Raw genomic sequence first — 19880 nt, forward strand, 5'->3', positions numbered from 1 at the left:
ATATTTATAGGTACCGGACACAGATTAGACAATACATTCCAAAAATATTTTGATATCGATATTAAATAGATAAAGAATTAAAAACCTGCTAAAAAATACTTGATTTTTATTAGCAGGTTTTTATATTTGAATTCATTTGTTTTTATGACTGTGAATATATTACAGAAAATTAATATATTCGCTCCACAATTTGACAAATCCTAACGTCGCCTTTATGTTATATTATTTATAATTTCATAAATTAAATACTAACATAAAAACATACCTTGTTTTTATGCTACAGAGTATATATTATCTATAAAGTTTTATTTGTAAATATTTTGGTACAAGGAGTGGTCTGATTGGAAAGAAAGGAATATACATTTGGAAAAACCATAGGAGGCTGGCGTTCTGATAAATCTCAAACTGTAACTTTTATAGTCACTGAAGATTGTAATCTCAGATGTAAATACTGTTATGTAACACATAAATCTTCTGATAAAAGAATGAACTTTGAAACCGCAAAAAGATTTGTGAATTATCTTTTGAATTCTGATGATTTAAGATATTCTGAAGCTCTCATTTTGGAATTTATTGGTGGGGAACCTTTTTTAGAAGTGGAACTTATCGACCAAATATGTGATTACTTTAAGATTACTGCATTTAAACTAAACCATGATTGGTATTGGAATTACAGAATAAGTATTTGTACAAACGGGGTTAATTATTCGAATCCTGCCGTTCAAAATTTTATAAATAAAAATAGGAACAAAATTTCAGTTACAATTTCTTTGGATGGTACAAAGGAGAAACACGATTTAAATAGAGTTTTTCCTGACGGTTCCGGTTCTTATGATACAATTAACAAAAATTTGAATTTATGGTTAAGCCAATTTAGAGGAACGACAAAATCAACTTTTGCAAGTCAGGATTTACCATTATTATATGAAAGTATAATTTCACTTTGGAACAAAGGAATAAATGAAGTTAGTGCAAATGTAGTATTTGAAGATGTTTGGAAAGAGGGAGACGACAAAATTTTAGAAGAGCAGCTTATAAAACTTGCGGATTATGTAATTGAAAATGAATTATATGATAAAGGATTTTACTGTTCATTTTTTGATGAATCAATAGGTTTTCCGTATACCGAAGAAGATATAAGCAGAACCTACTGTGGGGCAGGGAAAATGATATCTTTCAACCCGAGTGGTAATATCTATCCATGCTTAAGATATTATGGACATTCGTTGAATAACCATAAAGAATGGGTACTTGGGAATTTGAAGGATGGGGTTGACATGGAAAAAGTCCGTCCTTTCGTTTTATCCACAAACAGAATTCAAAGCGATGAAGAATGTTTGAATTGTGAAATCGCCACGGGTTGTGCATTTTGCCAGGGGTTTAACTATGATGAAGCGCCTACTCCCACAAATTTTTATAGAGCAAAATATATCTGTAAAATGCACAAGGCAAGAGTTAGGGCAAATGACCATTATTTTTCAAAGCTTTATAATCTTTGTGATATAGAAAGAAGTAACGGACAAGCTTTAAAAAAACAAATTTATTTCTTATTATCCGATGACTATGTGACTTATTGTTCATATAAAAACGAAAGTAAAACCGATAATATTATGGAAGAAGATGAAATCATAAGTGGCCTAAAATTTGCACGACAAAACTTTTTAAGACCCGTATTTGTGCATTCAAATAATAGTTTTGACTTTAAGAATATAAAGGAATATTTAAATTATGATATTCTGCACATAGTTCCAGCAAAGTTTTGTGAAACTGCAAAAGAAATTGGCCTAAAGAGGATTTTACCAGTTTATGATTTGGAGAGTGTAAAAAAATCGGATTCATTTCAAGAGAATATAATATTAAATATAAATTCAGATGAAATAGAGGAATTATCGGAATGTCTAAAAACATTGTTTAAAAATTGTAATCGTATAAACCTTAACATAATAGGACTTGATAAAAATTTTAACGAAGAAGTATATCGTTTCCAAATGAAAAAAATAAGCAAATTTTTAATTGAGGAATTGGGAAATAACGGAGTTTTAAAAGAACTTAATTTACTTACAGATACAATTTTTCTTGACAAACATGAAAATTGTATGGCTGGAGAAAACGATTTCATCGTGTCTTCGAAAGAAAAAATTTATACTTGTTGTGCGGAATATTCAAATAACCCTGATGAATTTATAGGCGATTTGGAAAGGGGAATTTTTAAAGATTACTCAAAAAGATTATATGAAATAAAAAATAGCAACTTATGCAGAATTTGCGATGCATATCAATGTAAAAACTGTGTATATATCAACAAATTATATACAAATGAGGTCAATGTTTCACCATCTTTTCAATGCAGAAAAAGTCATATAGAAAGAGATATATCAATTGACATTTTAGAAAAACTAAAGATTTTATCGGAGAAAATTGAATTGCCTCCTATAAGAGAAATAAAGAAGAAAGACTATTTAGATCCCATTTACAAGTTCTCTGATAATATTGAGAATCTTATAGGATATTACAAATATAATAGATAAGGAGGAATTAAAATGAAGGGTAAAGTTATTTGGAAACTTTCAAAGGAAGATTTCAATAATATTCAGGATTTATTTGAAAAAAAACTTGCTCTTGAAAATTTAACCAAAATTATTGATGTTAAGGATTCCGAATTATATGAAAAATTGGTTAAAGATTATGGAAGAACATTTCATGAATTTAATAATTGGTGGAGTGTAATGTCTAAAAAATATAAATGGGAAGGAAGTAACTGGTGGGTAAATTTTGATACTCAAGAAGTTATAAGTCAAGACTGATTTGGAGGCCTTATTATGAAAATAAGCGAAAAGGGAAAACAAACAGTACTTATAATTGCAATAATAGCAGTAGTTGTTATAGGATTTGTTTTGTTAAATAAAACCGGGAAAGAGGATAATGAAAAGCAAGAAGTTTCTAAGAATGCAACAGATACTGAAGAGGGGGAGCTTCATTATAAGGAAGAATCAAGGGGAGAAGAAGTTTTTGAAGATATAAAATACATTAAATTTCTGAAATTTAAAGATAAACCCGTAAGACTTTCAAAAAATCCCCAAAATAACAAGATGTCTCTTATGGATATGAAAACAGGAGATTTAATCTATGAATTTCCCAATGAAGAAATGTATAAGGGAGACGGAATTTGGATAGATGAGGAAGGTATATCTTGGACAATAAAGTATGATGATGATTTAAAAAAAATTTTAGTGAAATCCTTTGATGAAACAGGAAAGGAAATAAATCAAGCTGTTGAAATTGAAAATTTTGAGGGAACTTTATTTGAAGATTCGGGCTTACATATTGAAAAGTTCAAATGCGATGAAAGATATTTATATATTCTTTCCTATTATAAGGATAAGGAGAGTAAAAAGACCTACAGATCACTTCAGATATATAGCAAAGATGGGAAACTTCATAATACTTATAATAATGATACCGTTTCAATATATGACTTTGACGTAGACGGTAAAGGAAGTGTATATATACAAACAGAAAAATCATCCCATGGGCCTTCAAGTATTAACAAGATAAATATAGAAGATGGACTTTTGGAATATCTCATGCCTTCGGAAGGAGAATTTATAAAATATAGCAGAGAAAAAAATCATGTTTATATTTCAAGTCCGTCAGGAGAGGCAATACGGGAATACGATATAAATAATAAAAAAGAATCGGGCGTTGTATTTACCTTCGGAAAGGATTCCACAGTTCTTGGGAAAAGTCCCGAAGGTACGATAACGGATTTTTTCGTAGGAAAAAATAATGATTTTTATATTGCTATTACACCTTATGAAGAAGACGAACCATACAAATTCTTTGCATACAGAGAAAAGGAGAAAAAGAATAATGCCGATAGAGCCGTAACTTTGACGATTACAGCACCTTATAGGCAGGACTTTTTGGCATATGCAATAAAATGCTACGAGATTAAGTATCCGGAGGAAAAAATAGAATATGATTATATTTACAACAATCGTGAGGAATATTTGGAAAACAATGAGCAATATGGGAAACAATTGACAATGAAAATTCTTTCCGGAGAAACCGGGGATGTTGTTATGACAGGTGGGGCAGGACTTGTTTACAGGGATTTGTTTAAAACCGATGCATTTGAAGATTTGACATCTTTCCTTGAAAAAGATCAGAAGTATAAAGATTTAAATAAGAGTGTTTTGAATGGAATAAAAATAAATGATAGAATTCGTGGACTTCCCATAAGCTTTATAGGCTATTATTATCAAGTAGATGACCAGTTGGCTGAAAAGTTGGGTTTAAATTTGGATTATGATAATTTGAAGTGGAGTGAAGTTTTAAAACTGACAAAGATAATAGAAGAAAAAGAACCCGATGCACATTTATTTACAACTATAGAAGAAAAAGAAGATATGTTGATTACAATACTAATAGCAAATATGCCAGACTTAATTGATCTTGAAAAGAAAGAAGCAAATTTAAATCAGAAATGGTTTATAGAGTTGATAAAAGAATTGAAAGAGTGTCTTAAAAGTCCAAACTTTGCGAAGACAGTAGACGAATTAGGAGATGATTGTTTACAAGGTTCATTATTTTGCAGCTTAAACAATAACAAGGGGCCAGGTGCTGACCTGTATCTTTTTGAAAAGTACAACGAAAAAAACAGAAGTAGTATAATCCCCATATTTACGGGTGAGAAAAACAGTAATCGAGTTGCATATACAAATAATATGTATTCAATAAACGGCCGTTCTCAAAGAAAGAAAAATGCATGGAAATTTCTAAGCTTTCTTTTAGAAGAAGAGATTCAGGCATATACCTGGGTTCCTGGAAGCCCTATAAATACGTCTGGAGAAGACAAGTATATTAAGGTTGAGGAAAAAGAGATGATAAATATGAATAAAGAAATTTCGAGAAGATTTTATAAAGAACGAAGAGAAGCTTATAAAAATATTGATTATCTTTATGATATGGATTACTTTAAAAAAGATATTTCAGATCCGATTATGGAATATTTAGATGATAAAATCACAATAGAGGAAGGGATAGAAAAGGCGCAGGGAAATGTGGATTTAAGGCTTAATGAGTAGAGTTGTATACCCAAGAGGTATTCACAATATATTTAAAGGGGGGATATCATGACTTACGAAAGCAAGCTAAAAAAAACAAAGGTTTCGATTTCGCCTATGGCGTGCACAGATTGCGGAAATATATGTTCAAGCGGTTGCGGAAATAAATGCCGAGATGGTTGTGCTACTTTTTGTGCAGATCTCTGTAAGATTGATGTAGGTATACAAGCTATGAATGATCTGGAGAAGTAACGAAACAGCCTTGCAATTATTGATGATTGCAAGGCTGCATACATATATGAAAATTGTGAATTTAAAATAAGAACAAGGAGAAATAAGAAACAAAATGAAATCTAATAAAAATAAAGAAGATAATGAAAAGCTAAAGGTTTTTATTAAAAAATACATTTCTCCGAAAAAAAATAGATTGGTCTTTTTAGTCTTGATGATATTCGGTGGAACTTTTATAAAAAACATAAATCCGTATTTATATGGTAAAATGCTTGACAGTATTTCCTCTTCAAATATGGAATATTTAATAAAGCTGATTGTCATATATTTTGTTGTAACAATATTTACAACTTTATTAGGGATTTATGAAGACTATTTAGGCCAGACCTTGAGTTTTAAAGTGTCAAAAAGTGTTCAAAAGAATATGTTTGATAAAATAATAAGACTTAAAACAAAGGTCTATGATAAATATGATACAGGGGAATTTATGTATCGTTTAAACGGAGATTCCGATGAAATAGTTTCATTTTGCATAAATGTCATTACAAGTTTTTTGCATATAATAGTTAATATCGCCATTTCATTGTATTTTGTTTTCAAAATTTCAACCCAATTAACTTCGGTAGCGGTTTTTTATATTCCTGCTTCTTTTGCGGTGACATTTTTATCAAGAAAATATTTTAAAGAATTAGCAAAAAGAAGGAAAGAGTATAATGATAAATATTATAGCTTTCAAAATGAAATATTTTCAAATAATACAGGGATTAAAAGTTATATGCTTGAGGATTCGATGAATGAAAAATTCAAAAATTTCATCTCAAGAGATTTTAAAATTTTAAAAAGATCAATTTTTTTAAATAATACAGTTGATCTTTTGAATAATTTAATAACTGTTATTTCTTCATTATATGTAATATATTTATCTGCTATTTTAATAAGGTCAAATTTACTGACAATAGGAACAATGGTTTCATTTAACACATATATAAATAATCTTTTTTCTTCCATATCAGAAGTTTTGAAATTAAATATAAGTAAACAGAATGTCATTATATCTTTAAACAGAGTAAATGAAATTATGTCTAAGAGTAGTGAAAAAAGAGAAACTCCAGGAAATAATTTTTCTTTAAAAAATATAAATTTTGAGGGAAATGAAATTTATTTTAGATATAGTGAAAAAGATAAACCGGTTTTGAATAATTTTTCATTTGAAATATCATCCTTCGGATTTTATGGCTTTGTAGGAAAGAATGGTTGTGGGAAAAGCACAATTGCAAAATTGTTGGTAAAATTATACGATGTTGAATACGGGGAATTGAAGCTTAATGGAGAGAGCTATAAGGATATACCAAAAGAGAAACTAAGAAGAAATATAACCTATGTACAAAAAGAAGACTTTTTCTTTGATGATACTGTATTAAATAATATAAAATTTGGGAATCCTGTTGCAAGGGATGAAGAGGTAATTGAAATGTGCAAAAAGGTTGATTTGGATGAATATATAAATACACTTCCCCAAAAATATGAAACTGTAATCGGAGAGGGAGCATCAATACTTTCAAGTGGGCAAAAACAAAAACTTAGCATTGCCCGTGCATTACTAAGGAATACAAAAATATACATTTTTGATGAAGTGACTGCAAATTTAGACGGAAAATCTGAAAAACTTATAATATCTGTTTTAAAGGAATTAAGCAAAAATTCTGTAGTAATTTTTATAAGTCATAAAGTATCTTCAATCATAGAAAGTGATGAGATATTTTTAATTGATGAAGGAATCGTAGCAGAAAGGGGAAGTCACAATTATTTAATTCAGAATAGTAAGCTTTATTGCGAGCTGTTTAAAAATATAGATTTGAATATTAGAGAGAAGGTGACTTAAATGAAAAAAAGTAAGATGAATGTATGGCTCTTTATTCTTCCCGGGTTTATAGGAGTTCTTTTGTTCTATATTATCCCGTTTTTTATGAGCCTTTATTATACTTTTACAAAAGGTGTAACAGATGTTCAATTTATCTGGTTTGAAAACTTTAAGGATTTAGTCGGGAATCCTACATTTGAGCTTGCAACAAAAAACACGTTGAAGTTTATTTTAATCGGTGTTCCATCGGTTACCTTACTTTCGTTATTTTTAAGCCTACTGATGTCGGATAAGCTTTATGTCTTCCCAAGATGGGCAATGCTTTCACCTATAATCGTTCCTGTTGCATCAGCACTTATGAGCTGGAAAACATTATTTGACAATGAAGGAATTATAAATAAAATAATACAATTATTTGGGTGGAACACAGTAGATTTCTTAGGAGGAAAGCATGCAATGGGGTTTTTGATCTTCATTTTTATAATAAAAAATATGGGATATATGCTTGTAATATTCACAGGTGCAATCTCATCCCTTGAAAAGGAATACAAAGAAGCATTTCTTTTGGATTCAAATTCAAAACTAAAGTATTCATTTAAAATAGTAGTACCTTTAATTACGCCAATAATATTTTTTGTCGTAATATTCAGTATAATAAATTCCTTCCAAATGTTCAGAGAAGCCTATGGGCTTTATGAAAATTATCCACCAAGTACAGCCTATCTGTTACAGCATTTTATGAACAACAATTTTTTAAAGCTTAATTATCAGAGATTAAGCACCGCCGCTTTTATATTGGTAATAGAATATCCATCCTAATATCGGTATTCCTAAATTTTCAAAAAAAGTTTCAGAAGAATAGGGAGGGATAAAAAATAAAAAAATATTGAAAATATTTTAATATATTTTATATCAACAATATGTCTTCTTCCTATGATAATAATGATAATAAATTCCTTCACAGATTTAATGGGGGTTCAGCCTAATACAATACGGAAAAGTTCTATTCCAAACTGAAGACTTTTTCAGAGGATTTTGGAATTCAGCAATCTACATCTTTATAATCATCGAATAAATATTCCCCCTAAGCTTGCTTGGGGCATACGGATTCAGCAGATTCGAATTCAAGGAAAGAACTTCCTATATTGGCTATACATAGTCTTAATGCTAATGCCTTTTCAAGCAACTATGGTGCCTCAATATTTAACCCTAAAAGCGCTAAACATAATAGACAGTCCCAGTGCAGTAATACTGCCTAATATATTCTCAACCTTCGGAACAGTTCTAATGGTACAGTATATGAAGAAGGATGGACAAAGAAATATATGATGCAGGAAGAATAGACGGGCTAAGCGAATTCAAACTATTTCTAAAAATAGTATGCCTTTATGTCGTTCAATAATATCCGCACTTACAGTTCTATATTCGTACACTACTGTCAATGGTAGAACAACCTTAGTCCTTTATAAGTGACAAGTGACTATATGCCTTGTCAGTAACCTTAAATGCAACAGGAGAATTAGAGAGAAATATCCTTCGCACAGGAACAGTATTCAGTATAATGCCAGTATACTCCTATACCAATTTTCCTATGAGGATTTACACAGGGGAATAAGCTGGTCATCAGGGCTGGAAGGTTATATGAAAAAATTTATATAACGAAGTAAAGGAGAGAAGAACCCAAAACAAAAATTAGGAAGAGGAATCAATAATATTTATGGCAGCAATGCTATCGTTCACCTTAATCACACAAAAAATTTCCTATATCATGGCACCTGAAGTAGAAGTAACAAAACAAAAAGAGGAGAAATAACAAAGATCCCTTTGATAAAAAAGTGAATCTTAGGAATCTACGATACTATAGTACCCAACAGTGCAATTCACACAGAAGGAGAAAATGTATCTATGTAATATCGAAGAAAAATCCATAAGAAAAAGAGACCAACTAGTGAGAATAAATGTGAAGATAGAAGCAACAAACGGATATGAAACAGCAATAACAGGAGTTCTTCCATATAATTCAGAAGTAGTAAAATGGACGACAAAACCTCTAAGAGAAGGAATGAACGTAAGAGTAGTAGAAGGAAGAGGTGAAAAAATGAAGAATAGAAAAGAAAAAAATAAAATCAAAATAACTTAATATAATATTGTCAGTTCTAACCCTTTTGCTATTCTTAATACAAAGAAATATAAAAAAAGAATCACAAAAACTTTCCTTCAAAGATTGAAATAATATTTGAAGAAAAAAACGAAATCTATCAGAAAACTAATGGGCGGAAGGAAAATAATAGAAGAAAAATATATACTATCTGAAACCGAAGAAAAGGATATATCTTTTGAAGGAAAAAATATAGCATAATAGGAATAGATGAAAACTACTCTCAAATAAATAATATAGAAATTGCCTCTGGGAAATGGATAACAGGAGAAAATCAAATACTCATAGTGAAAAATTTGTAAAAGAAACAAATGACTCTTTTTCTTTAGGAGAAACGATGGACATATTCGGAAAAAAGTATAAAATAGTCGGAATATATGAAAATGATAAATACTCAAAATCAAAAATAGAAAATTTATATGTAAAAAAAGAAGATATCCCAGAAAATTTAGGAGAGGGAGAAAAACATTTTACAGTCTTGAAGTCAAACCTAAAGATGAAAACAGAAAAAACTTTGTAAAAGAAAAATTTTTGAAGACGTAAAAATAATTTCAACAGAAGAACAAGAAGAAATAAAAATCGCAGACTTTACAGAATCAAAGAGAAATCTATCAAAATACTATTATGGATTTATATTTATATTTGAAATTATAGTATTAATATTGCTTACAGTATACCTAATAAAGTCCATAAAATTAAATATAAAAAAGTATCAATTTGGAACAAAAAGAAAATACGGAAAGGAACTTCTTTCGGGAAATATGACAATAGTGTTATTACAAATACTAAAAACATTATTACTGATATTTCTTTGGATATTTCTATTAAGATTAATATTAGAGTTTAAACTATCAACCCCAAGCAGATTTTTACCGCCTACGGATATATTTGACTTCAAATTTTACTCTCGAATTGAAAATATACTTAGAGAAGAATATGGAAAAACCGTTGCAGGATATGGAAAGATATATACAAATCTTATGAGAGTAACAAAGAAGTATTTTATAGAATCGGTTATTTTACTAATAGCATTATTATCAGTTTCAATAAGCTATATGTGTGGGAAGTTTAAGACGGCAGAAAGAAAACTCTAATAAATTTTATAAATAGAAAGAGGAGAGTTTTATGGGAAGGCTATCGTTTAGAAATATAAAAAAAACGTATAAAGGAAATATTCAGGCAGTAAAGGATTTTAACCTTGAGGTTGAAGATAAAGAATTTATAGTTTTGGTAGGTCCATCCGGTTGCGGAAAATCCACAATACTTCGTATGGTTGCAGGATTAGAGGAGATAACAGGAGGAGAATTATATATAGATGATGTATTGATGAATGAGATTTCTCCAAAGGACAGAGATATTGCAATGGTGTTTCAAAACTATGCTCTTTACCCCCATATGACAGTCTACGAAAATATGTCCTTGGGTTTAGAGCTTAGAAAAGTACCTAAGGATGAAATTGCAAGAAAGATAGAAGAAGTTGCAAAAACATTGGATATAAAGGATTTATTAAACAGAAAGCCGAAAGCCTTATCAGGAGGGCAACAGCAAAGGGTAGCTCTAGGAAGGGCAATAGTAAGAAATCCAAAAGTATTTTTAATGGATGAACCTCTTTCAAACTTGGATGCAAAACTAAGAGTTCAAACGAGGATAGAAGTAATAAAATTGCATAATGAATTGGAAACAACCTTCATATATGTAACCCATGATCAAATCGAAGCAATGACAATGGGAACGAGAATTATAGTAATGAAAGACGGATGTATCCAACAAGTAGCAACACCTAAAGAGCTTTATTATAATCCTTCAAATATATTTGTTGCAGGTTTCATAGGAAGTCCGCAAATGAACTTTATAGATGTAAATGTAGAAAAAATTGAAGATATAGTTCATCTCAAAACAAAAGAAATAGAAATAGAATTAAACAAAAAGAAAAGTAAAAAAATTGAAGAAGGAGGATATATTGCTAATAAAATAGTAATAGGAATAAGACCGGAAAGTTTAAATCTTATAGAAGATTCTTCAATTACAGCAAATTATATAGAAGGAAAGGTAGACGTTATAGAAATGGTAGGTGCTGAAAGCTTTATACATTTAATAATAGGAGACGAAAAGATAGTTGCAAAGATAAATTCAAAAGAAGAGCATAGAAAAGGAGATATTTTAAAGCTTAGTTTTGACTGTGAAGATATTTATTTATTTGATAAAGAAAGTGAAAATGCAATAGAATAATTAATCAATATAATGAAGATAGAAAAGAAAAACACATTATTGAAAAAAAGCTAAAGGTCAGATTACTTAGTCTGACCTTTTTCATACTTTAACAGAGCTTACTTATCACTCCGCAGCCCAATCTTTTCCCTGAATTTCCCGTAGGCTGAGTCCTGTAATCGTCGGGATTTTGGTGTATTATTATGGTTTTTCCTATTATGTCGGCGGGCTTAAATTTATTTGTGAAGAAAATCATCTTTGCATAGCCGCTGTTGGAAAACAGTACGGGGAAGTCCCCAGCATGATTTCCGTGGGGCTGATTTGTGGGATTCCAGTGACTTCCTGCCGAGAGAAAGGGATCTGACGGATCTCCTATTTCGCATGTATTTCCGTCGTGTATATGAAATCCGTGAGGACCTATGGGCATGGTACTGTTATGAGCAGGAGTATATGGTGGAAGCCCCCATACTTCCACGTGTACTTCGGTCCCGCCACAAACATTTAAGAATTTTACTTCGCCGTATAAATTAGGTTGCAGCGGACCTCCGTATATATAAGCTATTGCATTATCGCTGCAGCAATAATTATAATCCATATTAAGACCTCCATTTATTTTTATATATTCATATTATGATGTAATAAATGTTAATGTGCCGATGTGAACAAGATGCCTTAACAGACTATAAAAATGATTGTTTTATGGGACAACATATATTATAATAATTATGTGATTACAATATATGTATTTGTAAGGAGAAAGTCGGATGATAATTAAATAAGAGAGGTGAAGTGAATAAACTATGTTTAAAGAAATGAGAAGAAAAGATAAAGAAATGGATAAAAATTCGGTTATCGATATTGTTAAAAATGGGAAATACGGAATAATGTCAACAGTTGGGGATGACGGGTACCCTTATGGAATTCCGCTGAACTATGTGTATATTGATAATAATATTTATTTTCATTGTGCACCGGAAGGACATAAGATTAATAATCTGAAATATAATGAAAAAGTATCTTTTTGTATAGTGGAATTAGCTGAGATTCTTTCTAAAAAATTTACTACAAAATACAGAAGTGCAGTAATATTTGGGAAAGCAAGGGAAGTATTAGAAGAAAAAGAGAAAAAGAAGGCTTTTATGGAGCTTATTCACAAGTATTCAAATGAATACATGGAAGCGGGAGAAAGGTATATAGACAAAAGCATGGATGCTGCAAAGATTTTTAAGATTGAAATAGAGGATATTAAGGGGAAGAAGAATAACTAAATCTATATAAAAGGGATGAAAAAAATGCACAGTCCTACTTATGGCAATATATCTTTTGAAGATATGATTTCGAAGATTAAAAATTTTATTTCCAAATCACCTAATAGTGAATACAATATATCGGTAGGAACGGACAGCCAGAACTTTGACTATACAAAGACCGTAATAGTCGTTTCGGTTTACAGAAGAGGTCATGGAGGAATATTTTTCTATGATATAAAGAATGTAAAGAGAATAAACAATCTGATGCAGAAATTATTTTATGAAACGAGTACCAGTTTGGAGATAGCAATTAAACTGCTGAAAGCCTTTGAAGAGGAAAAAATAAATTTGGGTATAAGTATTCATGTGGATGCGGGAAATAACGGTTCAACTTCAAAATTCATAAGGGAAATAACCGGATGGGTAAATTCATACGGATTTGACTGTGAAACAAAACCTAATTCCTATGCTGCTTCCTCTATAGCGGATAAATTTTCAAAATAATTTTTCAAATACAGTTAAAAGAAAGGTGATAAAATGACAGTTCAAAATGTTGGATTGGTACTTGAAGGGGGAGGTATGAGAGGAGCTTATACTTCAGGAGTATTAACTGCCATGATGGACAAAAATATAAAATTTTCTTATATAATAGGAGTCTCGGCGGGAGCTAATAATGGAGCGAATTTTATTGCCGAACAAAGGGAAAGAAATAGAAAGGTTTTTGTAGATTATGTAAATCATAAAGGATATTCGGGATTTAAATATTTTTTAGGAAGAAAGGGCTATTTTAATATGGATTTCTTGTTTGATAAACTTCCCAACGAATTGGTTCCATTTGATTATGATACTTTTTTGAATTCTCCGGTAATATTTAAAGTTTGTGTTACAGATAGTAAAACGGGAAAACCGGTTTATTTTGAAAAAAAACAATTTCGGTCAAAAGATGATATTAATACGGTTCTTCAGGCTTCCAGCAGTTTGCCTATAATATCGAATCCTGTAAATATTAATGGAAAGCTATATTTTGACGGGGGGATATCCGATTCAATTCCCGTAGAAAAATCTATAAATGATGGGAATAAATATAATGTATTAGTCCTTACAAGGAATAAAGGGTATAGAAAAAAAGAAGAAAAATTAGGGACATTAGGTAAAATATTATTAAAAAATTATCCAGAAATAATTAATAATATAAAAAAAAGACATAAAATGTATAATAAAGCTTTAAACAAAATTGATGAATTGGAAAGAAATGGACAAGTTTATGTGTTTAGGCCTATAGAAAAAATTGAAGTGAGTAGATTGGAAAAGGATGTAAATAAATTGCAAAAACTTTATGAACAAGGTTATGAAGAAACCATTTCTCAAATTGATACATTTGAAAAATGGTTAGAGCATGTTCAAGATATTCATTAAAATATTAAATTCTGACATACCCTATTCCAAAATACAGTATATATAATTAATGGGAAAAGAAATGGAATGGGGGATAAATTAATGATCTTTGAGAGTCGGGGGGCCGAATTTTTAATCAGTCTTTATAAAAATAATTATTTTGATGAAAAAAAATATAAAGAATGGATAAATACTCATGAAATGAAAGAATTTTTAAGACACGAAAGGGCATTGAACAGAAATACAAGTAAAAGTATTTTAAAGAGAGAAATAATTAAGGTATTAAAAGATAGCAGTTATGAGGATATGTATGGGTATTTTAAAATAAAAAGGAATATTGAACAGATAGAGAAGGATTATAACTATATTAACGATAATTGGGAAATTATTGTTAATAATGCGTTGAAAAGATTGTATAATATTATTCCTGAGTGGGTGGAGATAAATCCTCAAATATTCTTATTAGCCGGAGGAGTTGACGGAGGATTTTGTATTTTTGGTAAAAGGATATATATTAATCTGATAAAATATATAGGGAAAATAGAAGAATTTGAAAAAGTTATTTCTCATGAAATGTATCATATAAGGAAGAATCCTTTTAGAAGAAAAAAGTCTTGGATAAAGAATATGTATTTTTATCCTGAGAAGTACTTATATGAATTATTCGGAAGAATATTAGAAGAGGGAATAGCATGTTTAATTCAACATGAGGCGAACTTTATTGCAGACGATCCTGCCGGTACTCTCACGAAAGAAAACATGAATTTTGCAGAGGCAGAGTTTAAAAAATTAAACGAGATGTTGATATTTGTTAAGAAAGGAAAGCCCCAGTATTTTTCATTTCAAAGATTAAATACCTATGTAATAGGATATAAGATAGCAAAATTTCTTTATGAAAAGGACGGATTATTTATTCTGAATAAATGGACATTGGATTATAATTATAAGGAACCGATAAAAAAATATATTGAAGTATGCAGAGAAAGTAATGTAAATTCAGGATTTACGAGAAATATAGAAGAATGGATTTTATATAATATCGTATGAAAGGAGGACGAAAAAATATGTTTAAAATGTTTTTAAAGGAAAAGTGGATTGATATATTTTCACCTGTTAATGGAGAAATCATTTCTCTTGAAAAATTGGAAGGTGACAATTCTGCATTTAATGATATGGGAAAGGGTATAGGAATAATCCCTTCGGACGGGAAAATAGTAGCACCCTTTGATGGAGAAATTGCCAGTATATATAAAAGAAACCATTGTATAATAGTGAGAAATGAAGACGATATAGAGTTAATAATACATATCGGACTTGATACCAATAAATTAAACGGAGAGGGATTTGTAAGACATGTAGAACTTATGGATAAGGTAAAAAAAGGTGACCTTCTTATAGAGGCTGATATTGACAAAATAAAGGAAAAAGGCTTTTCTATTGTTACTCCGGTAATTGTTTCCCATTCAAATAGAATTGAAGAAATAGAAATGTCCGATGGATTTTTAAAAAGAGGGGAAGATGTTATAATGAAGGTAAAAATGAAGAAAAAATAAGGTCGATATAATTATATTTGAAATTAAAATTCAAGTTTTAAAAATATTAAAGAATTGGTGTTGAACAAAATATGATATCAATTGATTTTTTAATTGCTAAGCATTTTTTTAGCTTTATCTAAAATAAAACTAAAAAAATGCTTTTATTGTTAATTTCAAAGCGAAAAAATGAATAAGAAATTGATAATAGGGGGTTTTTAAGAGAAAGTTATAATGTTATACTTTATATTAGAACAGCAGTTTGGAGGTATATATATGATTAAGATAATCCATACCGGAGATTTACATATAGGAGTCCAATTTAAAAATACGAGCTTTGACGGAATACAATCTAAAAAACGAAGGATTGAACTTTGGGAAACCTTTGAAAGGATTCTGAAAAGGGCTGATGAGAATAAGCCGGATTTTCTTATTATCTCCGGGGACCTATTTGAAGAAGATTATTTTACTATGGGAGATATAAAGAGGATAAGAGACGGCTTTAACAGTATCAAAGGAGTAAATGTAGTTATATCTGCAGGAAACCACGATCCCTTAGATGAAAAATCTTTATATAATCTTATACAATGGCCCGAGAATGTATATATTTTTCATAATGAAAAATTGGAGAAAAAGGAATTTAATAGTCTTAATACTGTTATTTGGGGTTATAGTTGGAAGGAGAAGGAAGAAAAAAAGAGATTATTTGATGATTTGGACAACATAGATAAAGATAAAATCAATGTTCTTGTTCTTCACGGGGATATTTTAAATAAGGATTCCCCGTATATGCCCTTGGATATGGGGGAAATAGAAAGCTTAGGGTTTGACTATGTTGCATTGGGACATATACATAAACCACAGTTTCTGAAAGATAGGATTTCCTACTGCGGAAGCCCCGAGCCTTTAGACTTTGGAGAAACGGGAATTCACGGCATAGTTGAGGGAGAAATTGAAAAGGGAAGAGTATCATTGAAACTGATTCCTTTCAGTAAAAGGATATTTGTAAACAAGGAGATAGACGTCTCCCATATTGCCGGATTTTCAGATGTTATACAAGCTATTAAAAATATAGACGATGAAAATTCGAGGCGAAAAAATTTCTACAGATTAACTTTAAAGGGTATAATGGATAGAGACATCAATTTGGATTTGGAAGAAATAAAGGAAATACTTAAAGATGAGTTTTATCATATAGAAATAATAAATTGTACAACTCCGGATTATGATTTGGACAAACTTTTGAAGGAAAACAATAATAATATTATCGGGATTTTTATAAAAGAGATGATGAAAAAAGGCCTTGAAGATCCTATTGTAAAAGACGGACTTTACTTAGGGCTTAAAATACTTCTTAAAGAGAAGATGGGTGAATAAAGATGGTAATAAGAGAATTAAAGATAAATTCCTTCGGAAAATTCAAGAATAAGGAAATTGAATTCAAAGATGGTTTCAATCTTGTATATGGAGAAAATGAATCGGGAAAGACTACTGTACATAAATTTATTGAGGGAATGTTATTTGGATTTTTTAAGCCTTATTCCAAAAAGAAAATATATACTGCAGACCAGAAAAAGTATATCCCCTGGACGAAAGAAGGCTATAACGGAATTATTAAATATTCCTATAATAACAATATGTATAGAGTTGAACGTAACTTTTTAAAGAAACAGGATGAAGTGAAAATATTTGACGATATTACAGGAGAGGATATCACTGATTTTTTTGAATATGATCCTGTATTGAGGCAACATATTCCCATACTTCCTGAGATGAATATTAACAGTATCATATATAAAAATACGGTAAGCATAAGTCAGATGAACAGTAAGATAGAATGCTCCCTGTCGAAGGAAGTAAAGAATAGTTTGATTAATGTAGGAAAAAGTTTAAGTGAAGATATCTCCATTAAAAAAGTAACGGATTTTTTTAATAATGAAATCGACAATATAGGGACTAAAGAAAGAAAGAAAACTTCTCCTTACGGAAAAGCTGTTGAAGAACTGGATGCCTTGTATAAGGAAAAAGATAAGACCGTTAAGGAATTGGAAATCGTCAATGATTTTTTGTGGAGGCTTCAGGGAACGGAAGAAGAAATAAAGAGATTAAAAACTGATAAGGAAAATGCTGAAATAGAGGTAGAAAAGATAAAAAAATTGCAGCTAATAAAAAAGTATAAGGATGCTTCTCTATTAAAGAATAGTATTGAAAATATGGAAACACAAATTGAAAAATTGAAGAAATATGAAGATTTAAATTTCGATGAATATGGTGAAATAGTATCTCTGACAGGAGAAGTTTATAACTTTAAAGAGAAAGTTGATAATTTAAAAAATGAGATAGAAGAAAAAAACATACAGATCAGAGAGGTTGAAAGGAAAATATTAAAATTAAAAGAATTTGAAGATATGGATGAAAATAAAATAAAAAACATTGTTTCTTCTCTTCAGGATTTTTATATTAATAATAAAAAACTTAAGGAATTGAATGAAAAAATAAAGGGAAAGGCAGAACAGAATATATATAATACAGGTGAATACGAAAATATTTTCGAGGATTTGTATAAATATGAAGAATTGGAAGAAAAAAAGAATAAAATTCTTTATGACCAAGATTATTCAAAATCTTTATTTTTAAAAGTCAGGCTGGAGGAAAAGGAAAAACTGATTAAAAAAAGTAATTTATTTTTTATATTACTAATGGTAGCTCTTTTTTCATTTATCGGAATGGGATTTATAAATAAATTCTTATTTATAGGAATTATACCTATTTTTTTATTTATTATATATATTATATCCCGAAAAAAGGAAATTGAAGATTATGTTGTCAACTTGAAGGGACAAATAAATGAGATTAATAATAAAGAAGAAAATAAAGAAGGAGAGATCGGGAAAATAGAAAACGAACTGAAGAACATATTGAGTAAATATGATCTCAAATCTAAAATTGAACTGAAAAAATTATTAAATTCAAATTATGAAAGAGATTTAAATTTAAAGAGCGAGGAAAAAAGTTTAAAGGATATTAAAGATGAAATAATTGAATTAAATAATGTTGTAAAAAAGTTACGGGAAGATTGTAATGATTATTTTATTAAATTCAGTTTGGATGAAAACTGTTCTTTAAATGATATTAAAAATATTGAAATAAATTATGCGGATTATAGAAATTTACTGGATAAGCATAGAAACTATATGGAAGAAAATAACAAATTAAAGGGAAAATATAATTTTTCTATAGAAGAAACAGAAAGGGTATCCAAGAACATAAGAAAATTGCTTAACAAGAATAAATGCAGCTCTCTTGAAGAATTTAAGGAAGGGTTGAATAAGAAAAACGAATATAAAAGTTTAAAAGATAAATTAGAAAATGATAATATACTTTTAAATAATATTTTGAATGAAAATAATTTTGAGCGGTTAAAAGATCAGGTCGGTTCTTTCAAAGAAGATGTAGACTATTTTCATAATGAAGAAAATAAGGATGACCTTATGGACCGTATTAAGAAATTGGATACAAGGATTTCCAAATTATATATTGATAAGACAGTATTTGAATCTAATATAAAGAATGCTTATTCGGGTATAAGACCTTTGGTAGAGATAATTGAGGACATAGAGAGAAAGAAAAATGTTATTGATTATTATGAGAACAAAATTAAGTCTTTAGTCTTAGCAAGGGACACTATAGATAATATTTCAAAGAATATTCATAAGGAATTTGCTCCTCTTTTAAATGAAAGGATAAGTAGCTTAATCAGGATGATTACTGATGAGAGATATAAAGAAGTTAAGATTAGCGAAAATATGGATGTTTCTGTAGAAGATCCGGAAACCGGAATGTTAGTAAATATAGAACAATTAAGTGGAGGAACTATGGATCAGCTTTACTTTGCAACTCGATTTGAGATTATGGATACTATGGAAGAAGAAAAGATACCGTTAATATTAGACGATTCTTTTGTTCAATATGATTATAACAGATTGAAGAATATTTTAAAATTTTTGTCAAAAGATGTTTCCGGCAGACAAATAATTCTTTTTACATGTCATATAAGAGAAAGGGAAATATTAGATGAATTAGGTGTTAAATATAATTATATAAACCTTAGTTAAAGTAATACTTTAACTAAAACAAAACTGTATATTAAGCCATATTATACTTAAAGTTAATCTTTAA

General features: G+C 29.6%; 19 protein-coding genes. 18 read left to right on the forward strand and 1 reads right to left on the reverse strand.

The genetic code is table 11. From position 1 onward, the window contains the following. Positions 1-341: 341 nt before the first annotated feature. From EQM13_RS06395 to EQM13_RS06440, 11 genes are all read left to right on the forward strand, one after another. A complete protein-coding gene (locus tag EQM13_RS06395) occupies positions 342-2528 on the forward strand; it encodes a radical SAM peptide maturase, CXXX-repeat target family (protein ID WP_071141266.1) in 2187 nt (728 codons plus the stop codon). Positions 2529-2540: 12 nt separating this feature from the next. Beyond that, a complete protein-coding gene (locus tag EQM13_RS06400; RefSeq protein ID WP_071141267.1) occupies positions 2541-2804 on the forward strand; it encodes a CXXX repeat peptide modification system protein in 264 nt (87 codons plus the stop codon). Between the two features lie 15 nt (positions 2805-2819). Continuing rightward, positions 2820-5087, forward strand: a complete 2268-nt coding sequence (locus tag EQM13_RS06405; protein ID WP_128752292.1) for an ABC transporter substrate-binding protein — start codon at positions 2820-2822, stop codon at positions 5085-5087. 48 nt (positions 5088-5135) lie between these two features. Next, positions 5136-5318: a hypothetical protein gene (locus EQM13_RS06410; RefSeq protein WP_071141269.1), complete on the forward strand. Its 183-nt coding sequence runs from the start codon at positions 5136-5138 to the stop codon at positions 5316-5318. 94 nt (positions 5319-5412) lie between these two features. Then, complete coding sequence (locus EQM13_RS06415; RefSeq protein WP_128752293.1) at positions 5413-7179, forward strand: ABC transporter ATP-binding protein; 1767 nt, start codon at positions 5413-5415, stop codon at positions 7177-7179. Continuing rightward, the gene (locus EQM13_RS06420; RefSeq protein ID WP_128752294.1) at positions 7180-7977 is read left to right on the forward strand and encodes a carbohydrate ABC transporter permease; all 798 of its coding nucleotides are present in this window, start codon (positions 7180-7182) and stop codon (positions 7975-7977) included. Between the two features lie 1078 nt (positions 7978-9055). Beyond that, the gene (locus EQM13_RS06425; protein ID WP_128752295.1) at positions 9056-9298 is read left to right on the forward strand and encodes a hypothetical protein; all 243 of its coding nucleotides are present in this window, start codon (positions 9056-9058) and stop codon (positions 9296-9298) included. A gap of 96 nt (positions 9299-9394) precedes the next feature. Further along, positions 9395-9517, forward strand: coding sequence for a hypothetical protein (locus EQM13_RS18820; protein ID WP_255417543.1), 123 nt, complete (start codon positions 9395-9397; stop codon positions 9515-9517). Between the two features lie 55 nt (positions 9518-9572). Then, positions 9573-9836 (forward strand): hypothetical protein, encoded by a 264-nt coding sequence (locus EQM13_RS06430; RefSeq protein ID WP_128752296.1) that lies wholly within the window; start codon positions 9573-9575, stop codon positions 9834-9836. Between the two features lie 142 nt (positions 9837-9978). Next, positions 9979-10410, forward strand: coding sequence for a hypothetical protein (locus EQM13_RS06435; RefSeq protein WP_161567185.1), 432 nt, complete (start codon positions 9979-9981; stop codon positions 10408-10410). 31 nt (positions 10411-10441) lie between these two features. Then, positions 10442-11545: an ABC transporter ATP-binding protein gene (locus EQM13_RS06440; RefSeq protein ID WP_128752298.1), complete on the forward strand. Its 1104-nt coding sequence runs from the start codon at positions 10442-10444 to the stop codon at positions 11543-11545. An 88-nt stretch (positions 11546-11633) separates the two neighbouring features. Here EQM13_RS06440 and EQM13_RS06445 read toward each other — a convergent pair whose 3' ends face one another. Then, on the reverse strand, positions 11634-12119 hold the full coding sequence (locus EQM13_RS06445) for a superoxide dismutase family protein (RefSeq protein WP_071141275.1): 486 nt from the start codon (positions 12117-12119) through the stop codon (positions 11634-11636). A 205-nt stretch (positions 12120-12324) separates the two neighbouring features. On the opposite strand from EQM13_RS06445, the gene EQM13_RS06450 reads away from it, so the two are divergent. The 7 genes from EQM13_RS06450 (at position 12325) to EQM13_RS06480 (ending at position 19816) form a co-directional block, all read left to right on the forward strand. Beyond that, positions 12325-12792 (forward strand): pyridoxamine 5'-phosphate oxidase family protein, encoded by a 468-nt coding sequence (locus tag EQM13_RS06450; RefSeq protein ID WP_128752299.1) that lies wholly within the window; start codon positions 12325-12327, stop codon positions 12790-12792. A 15-nt stretch (positions 12793-12807) separates the two neighbouring features. Further along, positions 12808-13278: a ribonuclease H-like YkuK family protein gene (locus EQM13_RS06455; protein ID WP_240663000.1), complete on the forward strand. Its 471-nt coding sequence runs from the start codon at positions 12808-12810 to the stop codon at positions 13276-13278. 33 nt (positions 13279-13311) lie between these two features. Then, positions 13312-14190: a patatin-like phospholipase family protein gene (locus tag EQM13_RS06460; RefSeq protein WP_071141278.1), complete on the forward strand. Its 879-nt coding sequence runs from the start codon at positions 13312-13314 to the stop codon at positions 14188-14190. Between the two features lie 81 nt (positions 14191-14271). Further along, entirely contained in the window at positions 14272-15216 is a 945-nt protein-coding gene (locus tag EQM13_RS06465) for a DUF5700 domain-containing putative Zn-dependent protease (protein WP_071141279.1), read from the forward strand. A 17-nt stretch (positions 15217-15233) separates the two neighbouring features. Continuing rightward, positions 15234-15722, forward strand: a complete 489-nt coding sequence (locus EQM13_RS06470) for a PTS sugar transporter subunit IIA (protein ID WP_083382004.1) — start codon at positions 15234-15236, stop codon at positions 15720-15722. A 255-nt stretch (positions 15723-15977) separates the two neighbouring features. Further along, positions 15978-17078 (forward strand): metallophosphoesterase family protein, encoded by a 1101-nt coding sequence (locus tag EQM13_RS06475; protein WP_071141281.1) that lies wholly within the window; start codon positions 15978-15980, stop codon positions 17076-17078. A gap of 2 nt (positions 17079-17080) precedes the next feature. Further along, positions 17081-19816 carry an AAA family ATPase gene (locus EQM13_RS06480; protein WP_128752301.1) on the forward strand — a complete coding sequence of 912 codons (2736 nt, stop codon included), beginning with the start codon at positions 17081-17083 and terminating at the stop codon, positions 19814-19816. Positions 19817-19880 lie beyond the last annotated feature (64 nt).

Source organism: Acidilutibacter cellobiosedens (assembly GCF_004103715.1).
GTDB classification, from domain to species: Bacteria; Bacillota; Clostridia; order Tissierellales; family Acidilutibacteraceae; genus Acidilutibacter; species Acidilutibacter cellobiosedens.

Excerpts from the sequence above, each read along its gene's own strand:
- EQM13_RS06400 (WP_071141267.1), top strand. The coding sequence starts at position 2,541 with ATGAAGGGTAAAGTTATTTGGAAACTTTCAAAGGAAGATTTCAATAAT.
- EQM13_RS06405 (WP_128752292.1), top strand. The coding sequence starts at position 2,820 with ATGAAAATAAGCGAAAAGGGAAAACAAACAGTACTTATAATTGCAATA.
- EQM13_RS06410 (WP_071141269.1), top strand. The coding sequence starts at position 5,136 with ATGACTTACGAAAGCAAGCTAAAAAAAACAAAGGTTTCGATTTCGCCT.
- EQM13_RS06415 (WP_128752293.1), top strand. The coding sequence starts at position 5,413 with ATGAAATCTAATAAAAATAAAGAAGATAATGAAAAGCTAAAGGTTTTT.
- EQM13_RS06420 (WP_128752294.1), top strand. The coding sequence starts at position 7,180 with ATGAAAAAAAGTAAGATGAATGTATGGCTCTTTATTCTTCCCGGGTTT.
- EQM13_RS06425 (WP_128752295.1), top strand. The coding sequence starts at position 9,056 with ATGTATCTATGTAATATCGAAGAAAAATCCATAAGAAAAAGAGACCAA.
- EQM13_RS06430 (WP_128752296.1), top strand. The coding sequence starts at position 9,573 with ATGGATAACAGGAGAAAATCAAATACTCATAGTGAAAAATTTGTAAAA.
- EQM13_RS06440 (WP_128752298.1), top strand. The coding sequence starts at position 10,442 with ATGGGAAGGCTATCGTTTAGAAATATAAAAAAAACGTATAAAGGAAAT.
- EQM13_RS06445 (WP_071141275.1), bottom strand. The coding sequence starts at position 12,119 with ATGGATTATAATTATTGCTGCAGCGATAATGCAATAGCTTATATATAC.
- EQM13_RS06450 (WP_128752299.1), top strand. The coding sequence starts at position 12,325 with ATGTTTAAAGAAATGAGAAGAAAAGATAAAGAAATGGATAAAAATTCG.
- EQM13_RS06455 (WP_240663000.1), top strand. The coding sequence starts at position 12,808 with ATGAAAAAAATGCACAGTCCTACTTATGGCAATATATCTTTTGAAGAT.
- EQM13_RS06460 (WP_071141278.1), top strand. The coding sequence starts at position 13,312 with ATGACAGTTCAAAATGTTGGATTGGTACTTGAAGGGGGAGGTATGAGA.
- EQM13_RS06465 (WP_071141279.1), top strand. The coding sequence starts at position 14,272 with ATGATCTTTGAGAGTCGGGGGGCCGAATTTTTAATCAGTCTTTATAAA.
- EQM13_RS06470 (WP_083382004.1), top strand. The coding sequence starts at position 15,234 with ATGTTTAAAATGTTTTTAAAGGAAAAGTGGATTGATATATTTTCACCT.
- EQM13_RS06475 (WP_071141281.1), top strand. The coding sequence starts at position 15,978 with ATGATTAAGATAATCCATACCGGAGATTTACATATAGGAGTCCAATTT.
- EQM13_RS06480 (WP_128752301.1), top strand. The coding sequence starts at position 17,081 with ATGGTAATAAGAGAATTAAAGATAAATTCCTTCGGAAAATTCAAGAAT.